Consider the following 17,008-nt stretch of genomic DNA (forward strand, 5'->3'; position numbering starts at 1 on the left):
TGGATCAACCTTTGGGCTTTGGTGTTTTTGATCGAGTGACCAAATTTAATTTACGCGTGTCCAGACCTGCTTTTTGCAGATAATCGCAACGCAGCCTGAGACGTTCAAAATATCACCAGACAGTGACATCTTCGAGTTGAAGACCTTTTCTGTGGATGGCTGCCAGATTTTGCCGGACTTGTAAGACCCACCGCCGCGCGCAACCATATCCCAGACAAGCTTTTTACCTTGGTTATCGGATGCCCACGGGCCTTGCGCGTTAAATGCCTGAGCGATCACGCCACAAATCTTGTCGCCGCAGGTACTCATTTCAACATGGGCGTAGTTGCCATCGTCCACTTCTGTTTTCCACGTCCCCAACACAGGGTCCGCTGCGGCAAAGCCTGCCCCCATCACGAACGCAACAGCGGCGCCAATCACCTTTTTCATACCAAGTTCCTCCCTAAATTACGCCATCCTGCAACCGCGATGCGCGCGCGGACAAGCCTGACGTTGCGTTGCGGGGCCGAATGCCTATAACCGCGCCAACACCGTTTAACAAAGAGATGCCTCATGATCCTCTATCCTGCAATCGACCTTAAAGATGGCCAAGCCGTTCGCCTTGTGCACGGCGACATGAAGCAAACGACGGTTTTTAATGACAATCCTGCGGCGCAGGCACTCTCGTTTGTTGATGCGGGGTGCGAATGGTTGCACCTTGTGGATTTGAACGGCGCTTTCGAGGGGGAACCGGTGAACGCCGCCCCGGTTGAAGCGATCTTGAGCCAGACAAACGTGCCTGCCCAGTTGGGCGGCGGTATCCGCGACATGGTAACCATTGAACGCTGGCTCGACAAAGGGCTTGCGCGGGTAATTTTGGGCACAGTTGCCGTGGAAAACCCCGATCTTGTTCGGCAGGCTGCACGTGCTTTTCCTGGCAAAGTGGCCGTGGGACTTGATGCGCGCAACGGCTTTGTGGCCACGCGCGGATGGGCTGAGGAAACAGACATCCAAGTGGTCGATCTGGCCAAAAAGTTCGAAGACGCAGGCATCGCCGCGATCATCTACACCGACATCATGCGCGATGGTGCCATGAAAGGTCCCAACATCGACGCAACCGCCGCATTGGCCCGCGCCGTAGATATTCCAGTCATCGCATCCGGCGGCGTATCATCCATGGCCGATCTCACCGCCTTGAAGGACACTGGCGTCATCTCGGGCGCTATTTCAGGCCGTGCGCTTTATGATGGTGCGATTGATCTTTCTGCAGCCCTTGCAGCGCTCAAATCATAACTTCTGTTTCACGCCCCAACCCAGTAGACACATAACATGTTAAAAACCCGCATCATCCCCTGCCTTGACGTTGCCGAGGGCCGCACGGTCAAAGGTGTCAACTTTGTTGATCTGATTGATGCAGGCGATCCTGTTGAACAAGCCAAAGCCTATGATGCGGCTGGCGCAGATGAATTGTGTTTTCTTGACATCAAAGCCACCCATGAAAACCGCGGCACGCTTTATGATTTGGCTCGCCGCACTGCTGAACACTGCTTTATGCCGCTGACCGTTGGTGGCGGTGTGCGCACCCATCATGACGTACGTAAACTGCTACTCGCAGGTGCTGATAAAGTCAGCTTCAACTCAGCCGCTGTGGCGGACCCCGATGTAGTGTCCGAAGCCGCCAACCGTTTCGGGAGCCAGTGCATCGTTGTGGCCATCGACGCAAAAACCGTTAGCCCCGGAAAATGGGAAATATTCACTCACGGCGGGCGCAAAGGAACGGGCATCGATGCGCTGGAATTTGCAAAAACGGTTGTTGCAAAAGGTGCAGGGGAAATCCTGCTGACCTCAATGGATCGCGATGGCACAAAACAAGGCTTTAACCTGCCCCTGATCCGCGCAATTTCTGACGCGGTGAACGTACCTGTGATTGCATCAGGTGGTGTGGGCACCTTGGATCACTTGGTCGAGGGCGTCACGGAAGGTGGGGCCTCTGCCGTTTTGGCTGCCTCAATTTTCCACTTTGGCACGTATACAATCGCCGAAGCAAAAGCCCACATGGCCGCCGCTGGTATACCGATGAGGCTCTCATGACTTTAGAAGATCTTTACGACATCATCCAAGCCCGCAAGACGGCAGATCCTGACAGCTCATGGACCGCAAAACTGCTGTCAAAAGGTCCCGAAAAATGCGCTGAAAAATTTGGCGAAGAGGCCGTTGAGGCGATCATCGAGGCTGTGAAGAATGACAAGCAAGGTCTTACTGGCGAAGCTGCTGATGTGCTATACCATCTGCTTGTGATGTTGGCGTCGCGCGATGTGGCGCTTGGCGATGTTCTGGATGAGTTGTCACGCCGACAAGGGCAATCAGGCCTGACCGAAAAAGCAAACCGGCCCTCAAATACGTGAACGCCTTTTGCAAAATGCCCGCCCGCCTTGGCGCTGTTTTGCAGTCACCGCGTTTGTTTTAGCGATCATCGCGCTTTTAGATGCGACAAACCGGTGCCCCGGATCACAGTGTAGAGACGCAGCACTAAGCGTGCCGCTTTACATCACGGCGGGCATACACTACATTCTCATCACAAGACATATTTGGCCACACCGCCCAAAAGAAAATGCGCCCAAGGTCAAGTAACCAAGGGCGCAAGGTGCGGAACGAGGGACAGTAAACGTGGACAGGGTGTGTTCCATCCCCTGCCCACAACAACACATAAGCGCTGCGCTCTAGAAATTCAGAGCCTGTCGCAAAAATGTGAACAGAAGATTAATCCCTATATCAAGCCAAAACGCTTGGCCAGTTTGCATCAGCCTTGGCGATGTTGCCCGGGATGTCGTTCGACCAAATGCCGCGAACAACTTTGTTGAAGTTCAAATAGAGCTTATTGTCTACGATGGTCCACGCGTCAGGTGATGTGGTCGCTGTACCACCTTTGGAGACCGCATAAGCGCAATAGCCGCCGTATTGGGGCGCAAAAGCTTCTGGTTGCGCCTCAAACATGGCTTGATTTTCTGCGCTCGCGAAGAGCCATGTAGCGCCATTGTACTCCGCGCTATAGGCGGCATCGCCCACAACGGGCGCGCTTTGAGTGAAGTATGCAACCGGATCGTAACCGCGAATGGCTACGCCTTCGTCCGTGAAGACAGTGGGCTTGGCTGCATGTGCAATCCCTGCAAGCAGCGGCAAAACAGGAGCTGCAACAGCGGCAGACAAAAGCGCGCGACGTTTTAAAATATACGAATTCATGGGGTGTCCTTTACCAACTAATATTTGGCCTCAGAATGCGCCCAGCCAGTCGCTTACACCAGCCCACACACGGTATTGTCAGACTGTGTTACAGCACTCAGTCAAAGATGTCCTCAACCACATCTTCAATCTCGTCCCATACTTTTGACACGAACCGAGATACCCTTAACTTTCGCCCCAGTTTCACGCCAAATTTACGCCGTTTGCCCTTTTTAGGTTGGACCACTTTCTGCTCTTTGTTCCGCTTTGCTTTTTGAGCAGACCCCGCGGGTTTCTTCACGGCGGCCTAAACGGCACGCGCCGCAAGGGCGCTGACCGGCATCAATTTAAGGTTATGCAAAGGCGCGCCACAGCTTACGCATGACAACTCGTGGCGTACATCACCGCGCAGCACCAGCGCCGCACGGGTACCGCAATAACAACACGTGGCAAGCTTCTGCGCGGCCAATGCGTTACCCGCGTGCCGCGTAAAGCGCCACAGCAGCAGCATTTGACACGTTGAGCGAGCCAAATGCGCCAGCAAAATCAATCTTCACCAACTGATCCACCGTTTCTTTGGTCTTTTCGCGCAAGCCAGGCCCCTCTGCGCCCATCACCAACGCAACGGGCTGCGTCCGCTTGCCTTCTAAAGCCTGCTCAATGCTCATCTCTGCTTCGCCATCAAGACCCAGCACAAGATAGCCCATCGATTGCATCGCTTCGATTGTTTCGGCCAGATTGCGCACCCGCAGATAAGGCTGCCGCTCAAGCGCGCCACTTGCGGTTTTTGCCAAAGCACCAGTTTCAGGTGCAGATCCGCGGTGGGTTCCGATCACAGCACGTGTGCCAAAAACCTCGGCTGATCGCAAAATTGCGCCAACGTTATGGGGGTCCGTTACGCGGTCCAAAAGAACCACACGCAGCGCACCTGCATCCGGATCACCGCCAATGACGACCTCATCCAGCTTGCCCCAATTCAGCGGCTTCACTTCCAAAGCAGCGCCTTGGTGCACGGATTGCGGATCAAGAGGCGCTGTGAATTTACGCGCATCGCACATCTCCGGCTCACCTTCAAAATGGGCCATTGCCTCACCCAGCCGATCCGCAGCATTACGCGTCACAATCAAACGCAATTTCTGCCGCTCGGGGTTCATCAGCGCATCGCGCACAGCGTGCAGGCCAAAGAGCCACACAGTCTCATTCGCAGCGGCGCGTTTGTCTTGTTCTTTTTTGACGACCCACTTCGGCTTTTTCATCTCAATCCATCCAATCTTTGGTTACCAGCCACCTAATCCTTTGGCTCAGAAAAAACCAGTGAGCATCTTTTCTTCATAAAAACTGATAAAGTGAAATAAACCGTCGCAAACGCGAATTTTCATTATTGACGCCCCAGATATGCCACGGTATCCGACCCACCAGTGGGCGACAGGCCGCAAGGTGTGGCAGGGGACTGTAACTCCCTCGCGGAGACGCACGCCTGGTTCGATTCCAGGGTCGCCCACCACTTAAACCCAAAAATTAATAGTCGTTAAATCCGCGATTAGATGTGCGTATTGCAGCACTCGTGGTGTGTCCCGTGGTCGTCTTAACCGGTCATTAATATCAATCGATATTTCTGAATGATATTTTGATAAAGCCTCAATATCGTCTCGCTGAGCAAACCTGACAAAGATCAGCATACATGGCCCCGCGCACACATAACCAGCAGCCTCGCGCTGATTTCAACATCGTGATCGGCGGTCAAAATGGAAGGCTGATGTATGAAGCCATTGTTTTCGTGGCCTCATTGCGGGCAAAAAGCCCAAAGTTTTCCGGACAATTGATTGTGGCCGAACCCCAAGTAGGGGCGTTGTGGCGTAAAGACCCCACCATCAACTCGTCTGAGGTTAGAGCCCTCCTTTTGAACCTCCGCGCAGAAATTATTCCGTTTGAGAGCAAGCACTTTGGGCAGACTTATCCCTACGAAAACAAAATTGAGGCGCTTAGCATTTTGCCCGCCGGCGAGCCCTTTGTCTTTTTTGACACTGACACATCAATCACAGGTGAGCTGACCGATGTGCCATTTGATTTCGACGTGCCGTCTGCATTAGCCCGCGTTACTGGCACTTGGCCTAAAGAAGATTTGTACTGGCCAGGCTATACGGCCACTTGGAAATCCCTTTATGACAAGTTCGGGCTTGATTACGAAAGCAGCCTTGATCTGAATGAGCCGGCCGAGTTCTGGCGGCGGCATCTTTATTTCAACGCGGGCTTTTTCTATTATAAATGTCCCAAAATATTCGGTGAACAGTTTTTAGAGTATGCCTTAGCTATTCGCGATGACCGCCCCGACGAGCTGGTTTTGCAAGAACTCGACCCATGGCTTGATCAGGTCGCCCTGCCTCTTGTGATCCACAGTCTTGGAAGCAAGCGCGACGCATTGCCAACGGGATTTCTCGACGGAAAGACAAGTTGCCATTACCGGCTGCTTCCCCTGCTCTATGCGCGTGAGAACGACCATGTCGTTGAAACGCTTGAAGCGATAACCGCTCCCAACAAAATCAAAAAAGTCCTTAAAGAGTACGAGCCAATGTTGCGCATGATTTACCAAGGACGCGGCCAGAAAGCCCGCGCCTTATTTGACCGAAATGATCTACCCCGCCGCGAGCAAGCCATCCGCAACACGCTCAAACGTGAAGGGTTTTGGATGCGATGAGCGCGTCTGAAACGCCACAGCCACCCACAAATTCCAGCGACGCGGCAATCAAAACGGTCCGTGGTTTCGGCATTACTTATTCAACGACCGCAATTATCGCCCTGCTCACCATCTTTGCGATTTTGCTTTGGAAAATACGTAGCTTTTTTCACGATGACGCGCTGATCTCACTTAGATATGCACGCAATTTGGCAGAGCACGGCCAACTGGTCTGGAACTTGGGCGAATACGCCGAAGGATACACCAACTTGTTGCACATCTTGTTGGTGACCCCGCTCATCATGGCCGGTATCGGCCCTATGTTGGCCGCACAATTTATTAACGCCACAGCATTTTTAATCCTTGTTGTGATCGCTTGGAGATTGGCGCAAAGCTTTGCCCTGCCAATGGGTTCAAAATTAGCCGCGATGTGCGCCGTGATCAGCGCGCCAGTTCTCACGTGGGTGTTTGGCGGGTTGGAGCCGGTGCTTGTGGCGGCACTGGTGGCGGGCGCCTACGTTTTGGCGTTCCGAGTATTGCAAGGCGATGACAACCTGCTGTTATCACTGGCAGCCTCGGGACTGTTTGCCGCTGCTTATCTTGCCCGTCCGGATGCATTAATCGGCAATTTTGCGATGGGGTTGGCTTTGTTGGCGTTTGCAAATTTGCCCACTCGCAGACGGATTGTTCACTTTGTCACAATCGGCAGCGTATCAGCGCTGATCCTATGCGGGCATATTATTGCGCGACACGCAATTTACGGCGAACTCCTCCCCCTTACGTTTTATGCCAAAGTCGGCGTTTCTACAGGCACGCGTTTGATGCTTGGGTTGGAATATATGCGCCAAAGCCTGCCTCTGCTGCCCGCATTATTCTTGCTACCTGTCGGTGCGCTTTTGCTGCGCTCAACTGACAACCCCGAAGCAAAGCGTGCTTTTTTGGCGGCATCTCTCCTGGCCCTAATTTCGCTTTGCTACATCACATGGGCCGGTGGTGATCATATGCCAAACGCGCGGTTCTTCGTGCCCCTCACGCCGCTCTTGGTCATCATCGCTGTCTCAATCATGGCCATGATGACACCAATAATGCGCACGGCCACGGCGGTCGCGTTGATTGCAGCGAGTGCCCTAACCGCAGCTATGCTTGAGCGGCTTCACGCAGATAATGCTGCTGTTTTTGGCGCCATCATGGGAAAGCATTTAGCCAACAAATATCCCGAGCCACTCACAATTGCTGTGGCTACCGCTGGTGCCACGCCATTTATCGCAGCACACCATACGTTTATCGACACGCTTGGCTTAAATGACGCGCATATCGCCAAGCATCCCGTTGGCCCGCCCCTTGGGTTTGCGCAAGAAATTCCTGCGCACGCAAAAGGCGATGCTCAATATGTTTTGCGCCGCGCGCCCGACATCATTGTTTATGGCCCTGCAACTGACTTCACCGCGCAAACTCCTGTGTTTCGAATGGATTTTGAGCTTGTGGACGAGCCTGAGTTTTCTGAATGTTACCAACTGGTCACTCATGAAATTGATACCACACCGGTCTTAGGGCTTTACAACACGACGTTAGAGACCGCTGGACCTTGGCTGCATTACTATACGCGGACCTGTCCGAAACCATCGTAAGCGCGCTTAGCTGGCGAAAACGCCACTCATTTCAGGAAAGCCCTTTACCTCGATCGGATTTCCGCTTGGGTCACGGAAAAACATCGTCCATTGCTCGCCCGGCTCTCCTTTAAAACGAACCTGAGGCGACAGCACAAAATCGGTCGCGACCTCCTCAAGTCGTCCCGCCAGTGCGGTCCAATCAGTCAGAGGAAGCGCCAGACCAAAATGTGGCATCGGGACAAGATGTTCGCCAACGTGCCCAGTGTTTTCCGTTTTCAAAATCGGGCCAAGATGCAGGCTTAGCTGATGGCCAAAGAAGTCATAATCGACCCATGTCTGTGTAGAGCGCCCTTCAGTACAGCCAAGCACACCACCGTAAAACGAACGCGCCTCGTCAAGATCATGCACATTTATGGCCAAATGAAATGGGCACAGCATAGCGTCCTCCTGTTGAGCCTGCCGCCTTCGTAGCGTAGCTATTGTCTCAACGTAAAGAGAAAGGGACGACCCCATGACTGACACGACCTACGGCTTTGATACCCTGCAAATCCACGCAGGCGCCCGCCCAGATCCCGCAACAGGTGCGCGCAACACACCAATCTACCAAAGCACTGCATATGTTTTCCGCGACGCAGATCACGCGGCGAAACTCTTCAACCTTGAAGAAGTGGGCTACATCTACTCGCGACTGACGAACCCGACAGTGGCAGTATTGCAAGAACGCATAGCGACGCTGGAAGGCGGCGTCGGCGCGGTGTGCTGCTCGTCTGGTCACGCAGCACAAATCATGGCGCTGTTCCCGATCATGCAGCCTGGGCGCAATGTTGTCGTATCAACACGTCTTTACGGCGGCACGGTCACCCAGTTCAGCCAGACAATCAAACGCTTTGGCTGGTCCGCCAAATTTGTTGACTTTGATGATCCCAAAGCCGTTGCAGCCGCAATCGATGAAGACACACGTGCGGTTTTCTGCGAGGCCGTCGCCAACCCCGGTGGTCACATCACAGATCTCGACGCCATCTCGGCGGTGTCAGATGCAGCCGGTATTCCGTTGATCGTGGACAACACAACCGCAACCCCCTACCTGTGCCGCCCAATTGAGCATGGCGCGACGTTGGTTGTGCACTCGACCACAAAATACCTTACAGGTAACGGCTCAGTCACAGGCGGGTGCGTTGTAGACAGCGGCAAGTTTGACTGGAAAGCGAATGACAAATTCCCATCACTCAGCCAGCCGGAACCCGCATATCACGGCACAATTTTTGCCGACACATTTGGCCCAATGGCATTCACCTTCCACGGTATCGCGATTGGTTTGCGCGACCTTGGCATGACCATGAACCCCCAAGCTGCGCACTACACGTTGATGGGCACAGAGACCCTCTCGCTTCGTATGGACCGTCACGTCGCCAACGCGGAGAAAATCGCGCAATGGCTTGAGGCAGATGACCGCGTCGACTACGTCACCTACGCCGGTTTGAAGTCATCACCGTATAACCATTTGGTATCAAAGATTTGCCCCAAGGGTGCCAGCGCGCTGTTCACTTTTGCGGTCAAGGGTGGCTATGAGGCCTGCGTTAAGCTGGTCGATAGCCTCGAGATTTTCAGCCACGTGGCCAACCTCGGCGACACACGCAGCTTGATCATCCACTCAGCCAGTACAACCCACCGCCAGCTTACCGCTGAACAGCAAGAGGCCGCTGGCGCAGGGCCAAATGTGGTGCGCGTATCAATCGGCCTTGAAGATGTGAATGACCTGATCGCCGATCTGGATCAGGCCTTGAGCAAATCCAGCGCGTAATCGCAGTCGAAACTACCTAAAGCCTCCGCCTGCACATCGCCGGCGGAGGCTTTTTTATGTCCTTCATCTCATACCGAACGAGCGACCTACTCAATGGCGAAGACCAACGTTACGCCCGCTGACACCCCGACCTCACCCGTGGCAATTGCTTCAGCACTGCGCGCAAGTGCAAATTGGTTTGGTCTTTGCACAGACGTGCCGCCCTCGCGGATCGACAATACCGCACCCAATGTCACACCCGCAGCTTCAGCATAAACGCGCGCTTTGGAACGGGCCTGCATGACCGCCTCAATCCGCGCTTGGTCTTCGAGCGGCTTTGGGTTTTGAAGTGAAAATTGAATGCCGAAAAACTCATTCGCCTCTGCGCCCATAGCTGCATCTATCATAGCGCCCAGAAGACCGGTGTTTCTGACGAGCACCACAGCAGTATTGCGCGCCATATAACCGATGATCTCGCGCGTGGCAGACGGCTCACGTGCATACTCAGGCTGCACACGTAAATCACGGGTTTGAATATCGCGCGGCTCAATCCCCAAATCGGCAATGCGCCCCAATACCGCTTGCATGGTGTTGCTCACAGTGCCGAATGCATCTCGCGCGTTTATCGCCCGTCCCAACACGCCCACGCTGATCTCTGCCATATCAGGCACAGCACTAACGTGCCCCTGCCCGCTAACTGTGATTGTTCTTTGATCATCAGCGCCCGTCATCAACTCTTGCGCGGATACAGGCGCTACAACCCCAAACGCACAAAGCACCAACGCGGCGCAAACATCTATCACTCGTCCCATTACCAACCTCGTTTTCACCAAAGCGACCAATTACTTTACCAACTATGACGCAAACTGCCGCCTAATGCTTGGCTTTTCCTTTCCCTTGGGGGACAGACACGGTAAATCTGTGGCGTACACTGTTTAAAAGGCCTCATTCCGTATGTTTCCAAATGCTGCCATCTCGCTAAGCGTTGACGGAATAACGGCCCTGCTGAAGGCCGATGACGGTTGGCGCAGCATCGGCCAAGTTCCACTTGATGACCCGGACCTGACCGGATCGCTTGAGGCGTTGCGCCTGCGCGCCGAAGCCATCTTGGGCGCACCGATGCGCAGCAAACTCATCATCCCCAACGATCAAATTCGTTTTCTTGAAATAGATGCCGTTCCGGAAAAAATTAGTGCTGGGCAAACCGCCTGCGCACAGGCTTTGGAAGGGCAAACTCCCTATCCCATTAATGAGTTGCGGTATGATTGGACCACAACCGGCACCACGACCAACATCGCCGCCGTCGCTGTTGAAACCCTGACCGAGGCAGAAGCATTTGCAACCCAATACGGGCTGAACCCCATTTGCTTTGTCGGGCTACCAGAAACCGGTAACTTAGGGACAGCCGATCTTAGCATAGAACCCTATTTTGGCACCGTGAAAGCCGCCGCTAATCTGCTGGATGCGCAACAACGCATTGACCGGGAAACGGGTCTGGCCACCAACATCGGACCTTGGGAAGACGCGCCGCAAAGCGAGCCGCTGCCATCACTTGAACCAACGCAGAAGCCCGAAAAAGGCACATCAGATGCGCCTGTAAAATTTTTTACCCGCCGGACTGTCCCAACAGATCAACTTGGGGCCGCGCCTGCTTTGGGCGCAGCAACGAAGGCAACCCCGGAGGACGCAACGCCACCGCTAAGCCAAACTGAAACGCCGTTGCCGCAAAAGGCCAGCCTTGCCCCCTCAACGCAGCCGCTAGCCGAGACAACAGACCTGCCCGAAGCCGAAGCGCTTACGTTTTCCAGTGCCCGCAAAACAGCAGACACGCCGAGCAAATCACGCTTTCTGGGGCTGATCCTCAAAGGTGTTTTGTTGGCCGCCTTGTTTGCGGCGGCACTAATTTGGGGCAATTCCGAAAACTCGGCAATCTCTTGGATGTTCGGAGATAAGCAAAGCGCGACACAGATAGCAGCACCCTCCGACAGTGTCCCCGCTCCTGATGAGCAGGGCCCCCAGCGTGACGAAAACGGCCTACTTCCCGGACCATTCTCCGCTTTCCCGACCGCCGATGAAATCGACGATGCGGCAAGCGAAGATTTCGAAGGTATCGCCACCCTACCCGTTGAACCGCTTGATCCCGACAGGTTGAGCGTGCGCCGGGTGTTACCTGCACCCGTCGAAACCATGACCGTCAACGACGCGCAGGCGTTGTTTGAGCGTTCAGGCATCTGGCAGCGTGGTGTAGAGCCGGCGGCTCTTTTGCCCGCCCCAGACCTTGAGGCAACTTACTTTGCTTCGCTCGACCCGCTTACCAATTTCTCTGACGCCGTCGCACTGCCGTCAGAGCGGCTACTGCGCCAAGACGCACCGGTGCCGCGTATCGGCAGTCCAGCAGCAGCGGGGCAGACATTCGATTTTGACGAAAATGGTCTGGTGAAACCAACTGCAAACGGCGCCGCAACGCCAGATGGCATCACTGTTTTTGCAGGCCAGCCGCCCGTGGTCCCACCAGTGCGCGAAGTTATCGTTCCAGAGCCGTTGCCAGAGATCGCAGAGACCGATAACCCGCTTGCAACGTTCAGGCCACGGCTGCGCCCGCAATCGCTGTCAGACGCGAATGAACGTGAAACATTGGGCGGGTATTCACGCGCTGAACTAGCGGCCTTGCGTCCAAAATTGCGCCCCTCTGATCTGGCGCCAACACCGGTTGTTGCGGCGCGCCCAAACAACCCATCGCTCGTGCCGCTGGATCAAGCGCAAGTCGACACTGCAGTGGCAAGTGCGCTGGCGACCGCTGCGGCGCAAATCCCACAAGGCACTGCACAGGCGGTCCGCGTATCACCAAAGCCCAACCTGCGTCCGCGCGATTTGGAAACAACACAGACAGCCGCTTTGGTGCCCCAAACATCCCAAGCCGCAACAGCTGCACCCGTCACTCAGCGCCCAAATGGTACGGTAAATTCAACAGTTGCGCGTAACGCAACACTGCGCAATGCAATCCGCTTCAACCGGATCAACCTGATCGGCGTATCCGGCAAACGAAATGCGCGCAATGCATTGGTCCGTCTGAAAAACGGGCGCTACCGCAAAGTCAGTGTCGGCGACCGTTTGGACGGTGGACGTGTGACTGCAATTGGCCGCTCTGATCTGCGGTATTCAAAGTCCGGCAGACAGGTTAAACTGGAAATACCTTCCGGCTAAGAGACGACATGGACAGCATTTTATTTCAAGCCAGCATTTATCTTGCAGCCGCAGTGATTGCTGTACCTCTAGCTGCCCGATTGGGTCTTGGTTCTGTTCTGGGGTACCTCGGGGCGGGTATTGTCATTGGCCCGCTGCTTGGGCTTGTTGGCGCCGAGACCAAAGAGCTTCAGCATTTTGCAGAGTTCGGCATCGTTATGATGCTCTTCCTGATTGGGCTCGAGCTTGAGCCACGCGCCCTTTGGGATATGCGTGACAGGCTGATCGGCCTCGGCGGTCTGCAAATTGGTGTGACGACGCTGTTGATCATGGGCGGCGCGATGATTTTGGGCCAGCCCGTGAATACTGCTTTGGCAATTGGACTGATCTTCTCACTCTCGTCGACTGCCATCGTTCTACAGACGCTTTCCGAAAAGGGATTGACCCAAACAGGCGGTGGGCGAAACATCTTTTCGGTTTTGTTAACCCAAGACATCGCCGTCATCCCGATGTTGGCGTTTTTGCCACTGCTTGCTCTGCAATTTGTGCCGTCTCTGGGGCTAGATGGCTCAATCCGAATGAAGCCTGAAGAAGACGCCCATCACTCCATGTCTCTGGTCGATGGCTTACCCGGATGGGGCGTCACTTTGGTAACCATCGTCGCCGTTGGCTTGGTCATTCTGATCGGTGTGTATCTGGTTCGTCCGGTGTTTCGCTATATCCATCACGCGCACCTTCGTGAGATGTACACGGCGCTGGCGCTTTTGCTTGTTGTAGGTACGGCCGTTTTGATGAGCCTTGTTGGCCTGTCACCTGCTTTGGGCGCTTTTCTTGCGGGTGTAGTGCTGGCCAACTCCGAGTTTCGTCATGAACTGGAAAGCGATCTGGAGCCGTTCAAAGGCCTGCTGCTTGGGCTGTTTTTCATCACTGTCGGTGCCAGTATTGATTTTGCGACTTTCTACAAATCCCCCTTCAGTCTGATTGGACTGACCTTAGCCGTGATGGTGATAAAGGCGGCCGTCCTTTACGGGCTATCGATCATTTTTCACGTGGAAGGCCGCGACCGATGGCTGTTCACACTTGGTTTAGCGCAAGCAGGTGAATTCGGATTTGTCCTGATCAGCTTTGCGCTGCAGACACACGTCCTGCAAACGCAACTGGCAGATAAGCTGCTGTTTGTCGTAGCCCTATCGATGCTGATTACACCGCTGCTCTTTATCGCATATGACCGTTTCCAGCATCTTATGGATGCAAGCAAAGACACGCAAAACCCCGACGATATCGATAAGGAACAAGGGCACATCCTGATCGCCGGGATCGGGCGTTTCGGACAAGTGATCAACCGTCTTGTGCAAATGGCTGGTTTCAAAACTGTCGTACTGGATAACGATCTGCAAACAATCCAGCTGATGCGCACCTTTGGGTTCAAAGGCTTTTTCGGTGACCCAACCCGCCCTGAAACACTGCATGCAGCAGGGCTGCAGCACGCCAAAATTTTGGTTGTGGCACTTGATGACAAAGACGCCACGATAAAGCTGGTCAGGTATGCCCGCAAAGAGCGCCCCGATTTGCACATCATCGCGCGGGCCTATGACCGCGTTCATGTGTATGCGCTTTATCAAGCGGGCGCCAATGACATTGTTCGTGAGATGTTTGACAGCTCGCTTCGTGCGGGCCGGTACGCGCTTGAAAACATGGGGCTGACCGAATTTGAGGCCGCCGAGGCGCAAAAGACGTTCTACAAACTTGACCGTGCCGCATTGCGAGAATTGGCCGAGCTTTGGGACCCCAGCCAACTAGTGCAGAAAAATACGGCCTACATTGAGAAATCCCGCGCCCTAAACAAAGATTTTGAGACGGCAATCCTTGAAAGCCTTGAGGCCGCGCGCCCCCTCAAAGAGCACACGACAACAGATAACATTGAATAGATTTACGCGTCTGAGACACCCGCTTCGGCAAAAGTCGCCATGCCAGAATGGCACGCCAAAGCGGCTTTAAGAACGCCCAAGGCCAAAGCTGCACCAGAGCCTTCGCCAAGGCGAAGACCGAGGGACAAAAGTGGCTCTTTGCCAATGCCTGCCAACAGTTTTTCATGGGCACCTTCGGCACTCAGATGGCCAGCTACGCAGTGATCAAGGGCGCCTGGCTCTGCCTTTTCCAAACACGCCGCAGCAGCACTGCAGATAAAGCCATCCAAGATGACCGGTATCTGCTCAAACCGCGCCCGCGCAATTGCACCGACCATCGCCGCTAATTCACGCCCACCCAATGTGCGCAGAACCTCAAGCCCGTCACGTCCCGCGTTTACGGCAAGCCCCTGTTCCACTACGCGGGTCTTGTTGGCAAGGCCCGCATCGTCAACACCGGTGCCACGCCCTGTCCAATCAGCGGCCGAACCGCCAAACAGAGCCGCGCCAATGGCCGCAGCAGATGTCGTGTTACCGATGCCCATTTCACCAGTCACCAACACATCCGCGTTTGCGTCGACGGCGTTCCAACCTGTTTGTAGCGCTGTCACAACCTCGGCCTCGGTCATGGCTGGGCCTTCGGTGAAATCAGCCGTGGGGAGATCAAGGTCGAGCGCACGTACATTCAACGCAGCACCAAAAGTTTTGGCCAACTGGTTGATCGCAGCACCACCGTGCTCAAAGTTCATGACCATTTGCGCGGTTACTTCAGCCGGAAACGCGGACACGCCTTGTGCTGTTACGCCGTGGTTACCTGCAAAAATGATAACCTGCGGAGCACTGATTTGCGGAGCTGCCTCACCGCGCCAGCTGGCATACCAAAGCGCCACATCCTCAAGTCGGCCAAGCGCGCCCGGGGGCTTGGTCAACTGACCATTACGATCAGCAGCCTCCGACAGGGCTTTTTGATCTGCATGGGGCGCCGTTTTCAAAAGCGCACGGAACCCATCAAGGGTGTTAAAAGTTACAGTCATCATCAGGCCTCATTGCAGTTTGTTGTGCCCTTGTTTACCCATCCCAGCATGAAGGGCAACGAACGAAACCAACCTGATCTGTTTGATTTGCGCGATATCCTCGCAGCGGTCGGATTGCTGTCACGCCTGCCGGTTCGCGTTGATGCGGATCACGCTATGGCGCGCGCAGCTTTTACAACATGGTCATATCCCATTGTGGGGCTGGTCATCGGTGGGCTTCAAGCAACTTTGGCGGCCATATTGATATGGCTTGGCGTGCCTGTGCCGTTGGTCGCCGGGCTTATTCTTGCTGCCGGCATGATCATGACCGGCGCGCTGCACGAAGATGGGCTGGCTGATTGCGCAGACGGATTTTGGGGCGGCTACACCATTGAGCGACGCCTTGAGATCATGAAAGATAGCCAGATCGGCAGCTACGGCACCCTCGCGTTGATCATGAGCACAGGCTTGCGGTGGGGGGCGCTTGGGCTTGCGCTTGCCACCTTTGGCCCGCTTTTCTTGGTAGCGACTGCGGCTTTGTCGCGCGTTGGCATGGTTGCACTGATGTATGCTCTGCCAAACGCACGTCCCAGTGGGCTGGCCGCGTCCGTTGGAAAGCCAGAGCCAATCCATGTGGGGGCCGCCGCTCTGATCGGAATGTTTGTGTCCGTAGTTTTTGCGCCGAGCCCAATCATGATGATGATCGCTGCCGGCCTGGTGACCTGCGCTGTGGCGTTGATTGCAATGCGCAAAATAAATGGCACCACAGGAGATGTCCTGGGTGCCACTCAACAACTTACAGAAATTAGCCTACTGATCGTACTCGCAGGCTAACCCCATTTAGCAGGTCAAATTTATGCAGCAGCCGGTGCGCGGCTGTTCAATACGTCTTCAATTTTTGAGCCTGCTTGCCGCTCATCTTCGCTGCTGACCACGGCAACTTCACGTGTCAGGCGTTCAAGAGCTGCCTCATAAAGCTGACGCTCTGAATAGCTTTGCTCACGCTGGTCATCGTTGCGGTGCAAGTCGCGCACAACTTCGGCGATCGCAATCAGATCACCCGAGTTGATCTTTTGCTCATATTCCTGCGCACGGCGTGACCACATTGCGCGCTTCACTTTCGCTTTACCCTTCAAAATCTTCATCGCGTGGGCGATTTCATCACCCGTGGACAAGCTACGCATGCCCACATCAACTGCTTTGTGGGTTGGCACGCGCAGGGTCATTTTGTCTTTCTCAAACGCAACAACAAACAGCTCGAGCGTCAGGCCTGCCACTTCTTGCTCTTCCACGTTGACGATCTTGCCAACGCCATGTGCAGGATACACCACGTATTGATTGGGGCTGAAGTCGAGCTTTTTAGACTTACTCATTCTTGTTGTTCCTTTGTTCCAAGCCGCCCCGCAAGGCGACAAAACCACTGCACATGCCGGTGCAAAGCAACGACGTGACAGGGTGCTAAATATGTGTGTTAAAGCGCCTTATGGCGATCCGCTATTCCGGTCCAAGCGATCAGATGGGTAGTGGAAACGAGCATAAACACAGGTAGGTCATATCATAAAATCGAGTTTATCGAAAGACCTGCCAAAAACACAAAAGCCCCATGAAAACATGAGGCTATCGTGTGTTCTTCATAAATACCT

At 54.5% G+C, this 17,008-nt stretch carries 18 protein-coding genes and 1 tRNA gene; 10 read left to right on the forward strand and 9 right to left on the reverse strand.

Annotated features, from left to right (window positions below; translation table 11 throughout):
* Positions 1–45 precede the first annotated feature (45 nt).
* A complete protein-coding gene (locus tag ACTF5M_RS00060; protein ID WP_438959085.1) occupies positions 46–429 on the reverse strand; it encodes a DUF2147 domain-containing protein in 384 nt (127 codons plus the stop codon).
* Between the two features lie 123 nt (positions 430–552).
* Here ACTF5M_RS00060 and hisA point away from each other — a divergent pair, with 123 nt between their 5' ends.
* From hisA to ACTF5M_RS00075, 3 genes are read left to right on the forward strand one after another with little or no spacing between them, the layout of a single operon-like run.
* Complete coding sequence (gene hisA / locus ACTF5M_RS00065; protein ID WP_438959086.1) at positions 553–1,272, forward strand: 1-(5-phosphoribosyl)-5-[(5-phosphoribosylamino)methylideneamino]imidazole-4-carboxamide isomerase; 720 nt, start codon at positions 553–555, stop codon at positions 1,270–1,272.
* A gap of 36 nt (positions 1,273–1,308) precedes the next feature.
* Positions 1,309–2,070 carry an imidazole glycerol phosphate synthase subunit HisF gene (gene hisF / locus ACTF5M_RS00070; protein ID WP_438959087.1) on the forward strand — a complete coding sequence of 254 codons (762 nt, stop codon included), beginning with the start codon at positions 1,309–1,311 and terminating at the stop codon, positions 2,068–2,070.
* On the forward strand, positions 2,067–2,384 hold the full coding sequence (locus ACTF5M_RS00075; protein ID WP_438959088.1) for a phosphoribosyl-ATP diphosphatase: 318 nt from the start codon (positions 2,067–2,069) through the stop codon (positions 2,382–2,384). Before hisF ends, ACTF5M_RS00075 begins: the two co-directional genes overlap by 4 nt.
* 367 nt (positions 2,385–2,751) lie before the next feature.
* Here ACTF5M_RS00075 and ACTF5M_RS00080 read toward each other — a convergent pair whose 3' ends face one another.
* The 4 genes from ACTF5M_RS00080 to rlmB all read right to left on the reverse strand — a co-directional run bounded on the left by ACTF5M_RS00080 (position 2,752) and on the right by rlmB (position 4,454).
* Positions 2,752–3,219: a YHS domain-containing (seleno)protein gene (locus ACTF5M_RS00080; RefSeq protein ID WP_438959089.1), complete on the reverse strand. Its 468-nt coding sequence runs from the start codon at positions 3,217–3,219 to the stop codon at positions 2,752–2,754.
* A gap of 97 nt (positions 3,220–3,316) precedes the next feature.
* Positions 3,317–3,445 carry a hypothetical protein gene (locus tag ACTF5M_RS00085; RefSeq protein WP_438959090.1) on the reverse strand — a complete coding sequence of 43 codons (129 nt, stop codon included), beginning with the start codon at positions 3,443–3,445 and terminating at the stop codon, positions 3,317–3,319.
* Positions 3,446–3,505: 60 nt separating this feature from the next.
* Positions 3,506–3,709 (reverse strand): hypothetical protein, encoded by a 204-nt coding sequence (locus ACTF5M_RS00090; RefSeq protein WP_438959091.1) that lies wholly within the window; start codon positions 3,707–3,709, stop codon positions 3,506–3,508.
* Positions 3,672–4,454: a 23S rRNA (guanosine(2251)-2'-O)-methyltransferase RlmB gene (gene rlmB / locus ACTF5M_RS00095; RefSeq protein WP_438959092.1), complete on the reverse strand. Its 783-nt coding sequence runs from the start codon at positions 4,452–4,454 to the stop codon at positions 3,672–3,674. Before rlmB ends, ACTF5M_RS00090 begins: the two co-directional genes overlap by 38 nt.
* Positions 4,455–4,618: 164 nt before the next feature.
* On the opposite strand from rlmB, the gene ACTF5M_RS00100 reads away from it, so the two are divergent.
* The 3 genes from ACTF5M_RS00100 to ACTF5M_RS00110 all read left to right on the forward strand — a co-directional run bounded on the left by ACTF5M_RS00100 (position 4,619) and on the right by ACTF5M_RS00110 (position 7,500).
* A tRNA-Tyr gene (locus ACTF5M_RS00100) sits at positions 4,619–4,702 on the forward strand.
* A gap of 177 nt (positions 4,703–4,879) precedes the next feature.
* Positions 4,880–5,893, forward strand: a complete 1,014-nt coding sequence (locus ACTF5M_RS00105) for a hypothetical protein (RefSeq protein WP_438959093.1) — start codon at positions 4,880–4,882, stop codon at positions 5,891–5,893.
* Entirely contained in the window at positions 5,890–7,500 is a 1,611-nt protein-coding gene (locus ACTF5M_RS00110) for a hypothetical protein (RefSeq protein WP_438959094.1), read from the forward strand. The genes ACTF5M_RS00105 and ACTF5M_RS00110 overlap by 4 nt, the downstream gene beginning before the upstream one ends.
* A 6-nt stretch (positions 7,501–7,506) precedes the next feature.
* On the opposite strand, the gene ACTF5M_RS00115 is transcribed toward ACTF5M_RS00110, so the two are convergent.
* On the reverse strand, positions 7,507–7,920 hold the full coding sequence (locus ACTF5M_RS00115; protein WP_438959095.1) for a VOC family protein: 414 nt from the start codon (positions 7,918–7,920) through the stop codon (positions 7,507–7,509).
* A 73-nt stretch (positions 7,921–7,993) separates the two neighbouring features.
* Here ACTF5M_RS00115 and ACTF5M_RS00120 point away from each other — a divergent pair, with 73 nt between their 5' ends.
* A complete protein-coding gene (locus ACTF5M_RS00120; RefSeq protein WP_438959096.1) occupies positions 7,994–9,283 on the forward strand; it encodes an O-acetylhomoserine aminocarboxypropyltransferase/cysteine synthase family protein in 1,290 nt (429 codons plus the stop codon).
* Positions 9,284–9,369: 86 nt separating this feature from the next.
* On the opposite strand, the gene ACTF5M_RS00125 is transcribed toward ACTF5M_RS00120, so the two are convergent.
* Complete coding sequence (locus tag ACTF5M_RS00125) at positions 9,370–10,074, reverse strand: SIMPL domain-containing protein (protein ID WP_438959097.1); 705 nt, start codon at positions 10,072–10,074, stop codon at positions 9,370–9,372.
* Positions 10,075–10,216: 142 nt separating this feature from the next.
* Here ACTF5M_RS00125 and ACTF5M_RS00130 point away from each other — a divergent pair, with 142 nt between their 5' ends.
* Together ACTF5M_RS00130 and ACTF5M_RS00135 are read left to right on the forward strand one after the other, a co-directional pair.
* Positions 10,217–12,466, forward strand: coding sequence for a hypothetical protein (locus ACTF5M_RS00130; RefSeq protein ID WP_438959098.1), 2,250 nt, complete (start codon positions 10,217–10,219; stop codon positions 12,464–12,466).
* An 8-nt stretch (positions 12,467–12,474) separates the two neighbouring features.
* On the forward strand, positions 12,475–14,373 hold the full coding sequence (locus ACTF5M_RS00135) for a monovalent cation:proton antiporter-2 (CPA2) family protein (protein ID WP_438959099.1): 1,899 nt from the start codon (positions 12,475–12,477) through the stop codon (positions 14,371–14,373).
* Positions 14,374–14,375: 2 nt separating this feature from the next.
* Here ACTF5M_RS00135 and cobT read toward each other — a convergent pair whose 3' ends face one another.
* On the reverse strand, positions 14,376–15,386 hold the full coding sequence (gene cobT / locus ACTF5M_RS00140; RefSeq protein WP_438959208.1) for a nicotinate-nucleotide--dimethylbenzimidazole phosphoribosyltransferase: 1,011 nt from the start codon (positions 15,384–15,386) through the stop codon (positions 14,376–14,378).
* Between the two features lie 48 nt (positions 15,387–15,434).
* Between cobT and ACTF5M_RS00145 the strand changes: the two genes are divergently transcribed.
* Positions 15,435–16,199: an adenosylcobinamide-GDP ribazoletransferase gene (locus ACTF5M_RS00145; protein ID WP_438959100.1), complete on the forward strand. Its 765-nt coding sequence runs from the start codon at positions 15,435–15,437 to the stop codon at positions 16,197–16,199.
* Positions 16,200–16,219: 20 nt separating this feature from the next.
* Here ACTF5M_RS00145 and ACTF5M_RS00150 read toward each other — a convergent pair whose 3' ends face one another.
* Complete coding sequence (locus ACTF5M_RS00150) at positions 16,220–16,738, reverse strand: CarD family transcriptional regulator (RefSeq protein ID WP_438959101.1); 519 nt, start codon at positions 16,736–16,738, stop codon at positions 16,220–16,222.
* Positions 16,739–17,008 lie beyond the last annotated feature (270 nt).

This window comes from Nereida sp., from assembly GCF_965655635.1.
GTDB lineage: Bacteria > Pseudomonadota > Alphaproteobacteria > Rhodobacterales > Rhodobacteraceae > Nereida.

Excerpts from the sequence above, each read along its gene's own strand:
- ACTF5M_RS00120 (WP_438959096.1), top strand. The coding sequence starts at position 7,994 with ATGACTGACACGACCTACGGCTTTGATACCCTGCAAATCCACGCAGGC.
- ACTF5M_RS00060 (WP_438959085.1), bottom strand. The coding sequence starts at position 429 with ATGAAAAAGGTGATTGGCGCCGCTGTTGCGTTCGTGATGGGGGCAGGC.
- cobT (WP_438959208.1), bottom strand. The coding sequence starts at position 15,386 with ATGACTGTAACTTTTAACACCCTTGATGGGTTCCGTGCGCTTTTGAAA.
- rlmB (WP_438959092.1), bottom strand. The coding sequence starts at position 4,454 with ATGAAAAAGCCGAAGTGGGTCGTCAAAAAAGAACAAGACAAACGCGCC.
- ACTF5M_RS00090 (WP_438959091.1), bottom strand. The coding sequence starts at position 3,709 with ATGCTGCTGCTGTGGCGCTTTACGCGGCACGCGGGTAACGCATTGGCC.
- hisF (WP_438959087.1), top strand. The coding sequence starts at position 1,309 with ATGTTAAAAACCCGCATCATCCCCTGCCTTGACGTTGCCGAGGGCCGC.
- ACTF5M_RS00125 (WP_438959097.1), bottom strand. The coding sequence starts at position 10,074 with ATGGGACGAGTGATAGATGTTTGCGCCGCGTTGGTGCTTTGTGCGTTT.
- ACTF5M_RS00110 (WP_438959094.1), top strand. The coding sequence starts at position 5,890 with ATGAGCGCGTCTGAAACGCCACAGCCACCCACAAATTCCAGCGACGCG.
- ACTF5M_RS00105 (WP_438959093.1), top strand. The coding sequence starts at position 4,880 with ATGGCCCCGCGCACACATAACCAGCAGCCTCGCGCTGATTTCAACATC.
- ACTF5M_RS00080 (WP_438959089.1), bottom strand. The coding sequence starts at position 3,219 with ATGAATTCGTATATTTTAAAACGTCGCGCGCTTTTGTCTGCCGCTGTT.
- ACTF5M_RS00075 (WP_438959088.1), top strand. The coding sequence starts at position 2,067 with ATGACTTTAGAAGATCTTTACGACATCATCCAAGCCCGCAAGACGGCA.
- ACTF5M_RS00150 (WP_438959101.1), bottom strand. The coding sequence starts at position 16,738 with ATGAGTAAGTCTAAAAAGCTCGACTTCAGCCCCAATCAATACGTGGTG.
- ACTF5M_RS00130 (WP_438959098.1), top strand. The coding sequence starts at position 10,217 with ATGTTTCCAAATGCTGCCATCTCGCTAAGCGTTGACGGAATAACGGCC.
- ACTF5M_RS00145 (WP_438959100.1), top strand. The coding sequence starts at position 15,435 with ATGAAGGGCAACGAACGAAACCAACCTGATCTGTTTGATTTGCGCGAT.
- hisA (WP_438959086.1), top strand. The coding sequence starts at position 553 with ATGATCCTCTATCCTGCAATCGACCTTAAAGATGGCCAAGCCGTTCGC.
- ACTF5M_RS00115 (WP_438959095.1), bottom strand. The coding sequence starts at position 7,920 with ATGCTGTGCCCATTTCATTTGGCCATAAATGTGCATGATCTTGACGAG.
- ACTF5M_RS00135 (WP_438959099.1), top strand. The coding sequence starts at position 12,475 with ATGGACAGCATTTTATTTCAAGCCAGCATTTATCTTGCAGCCGCAGTG.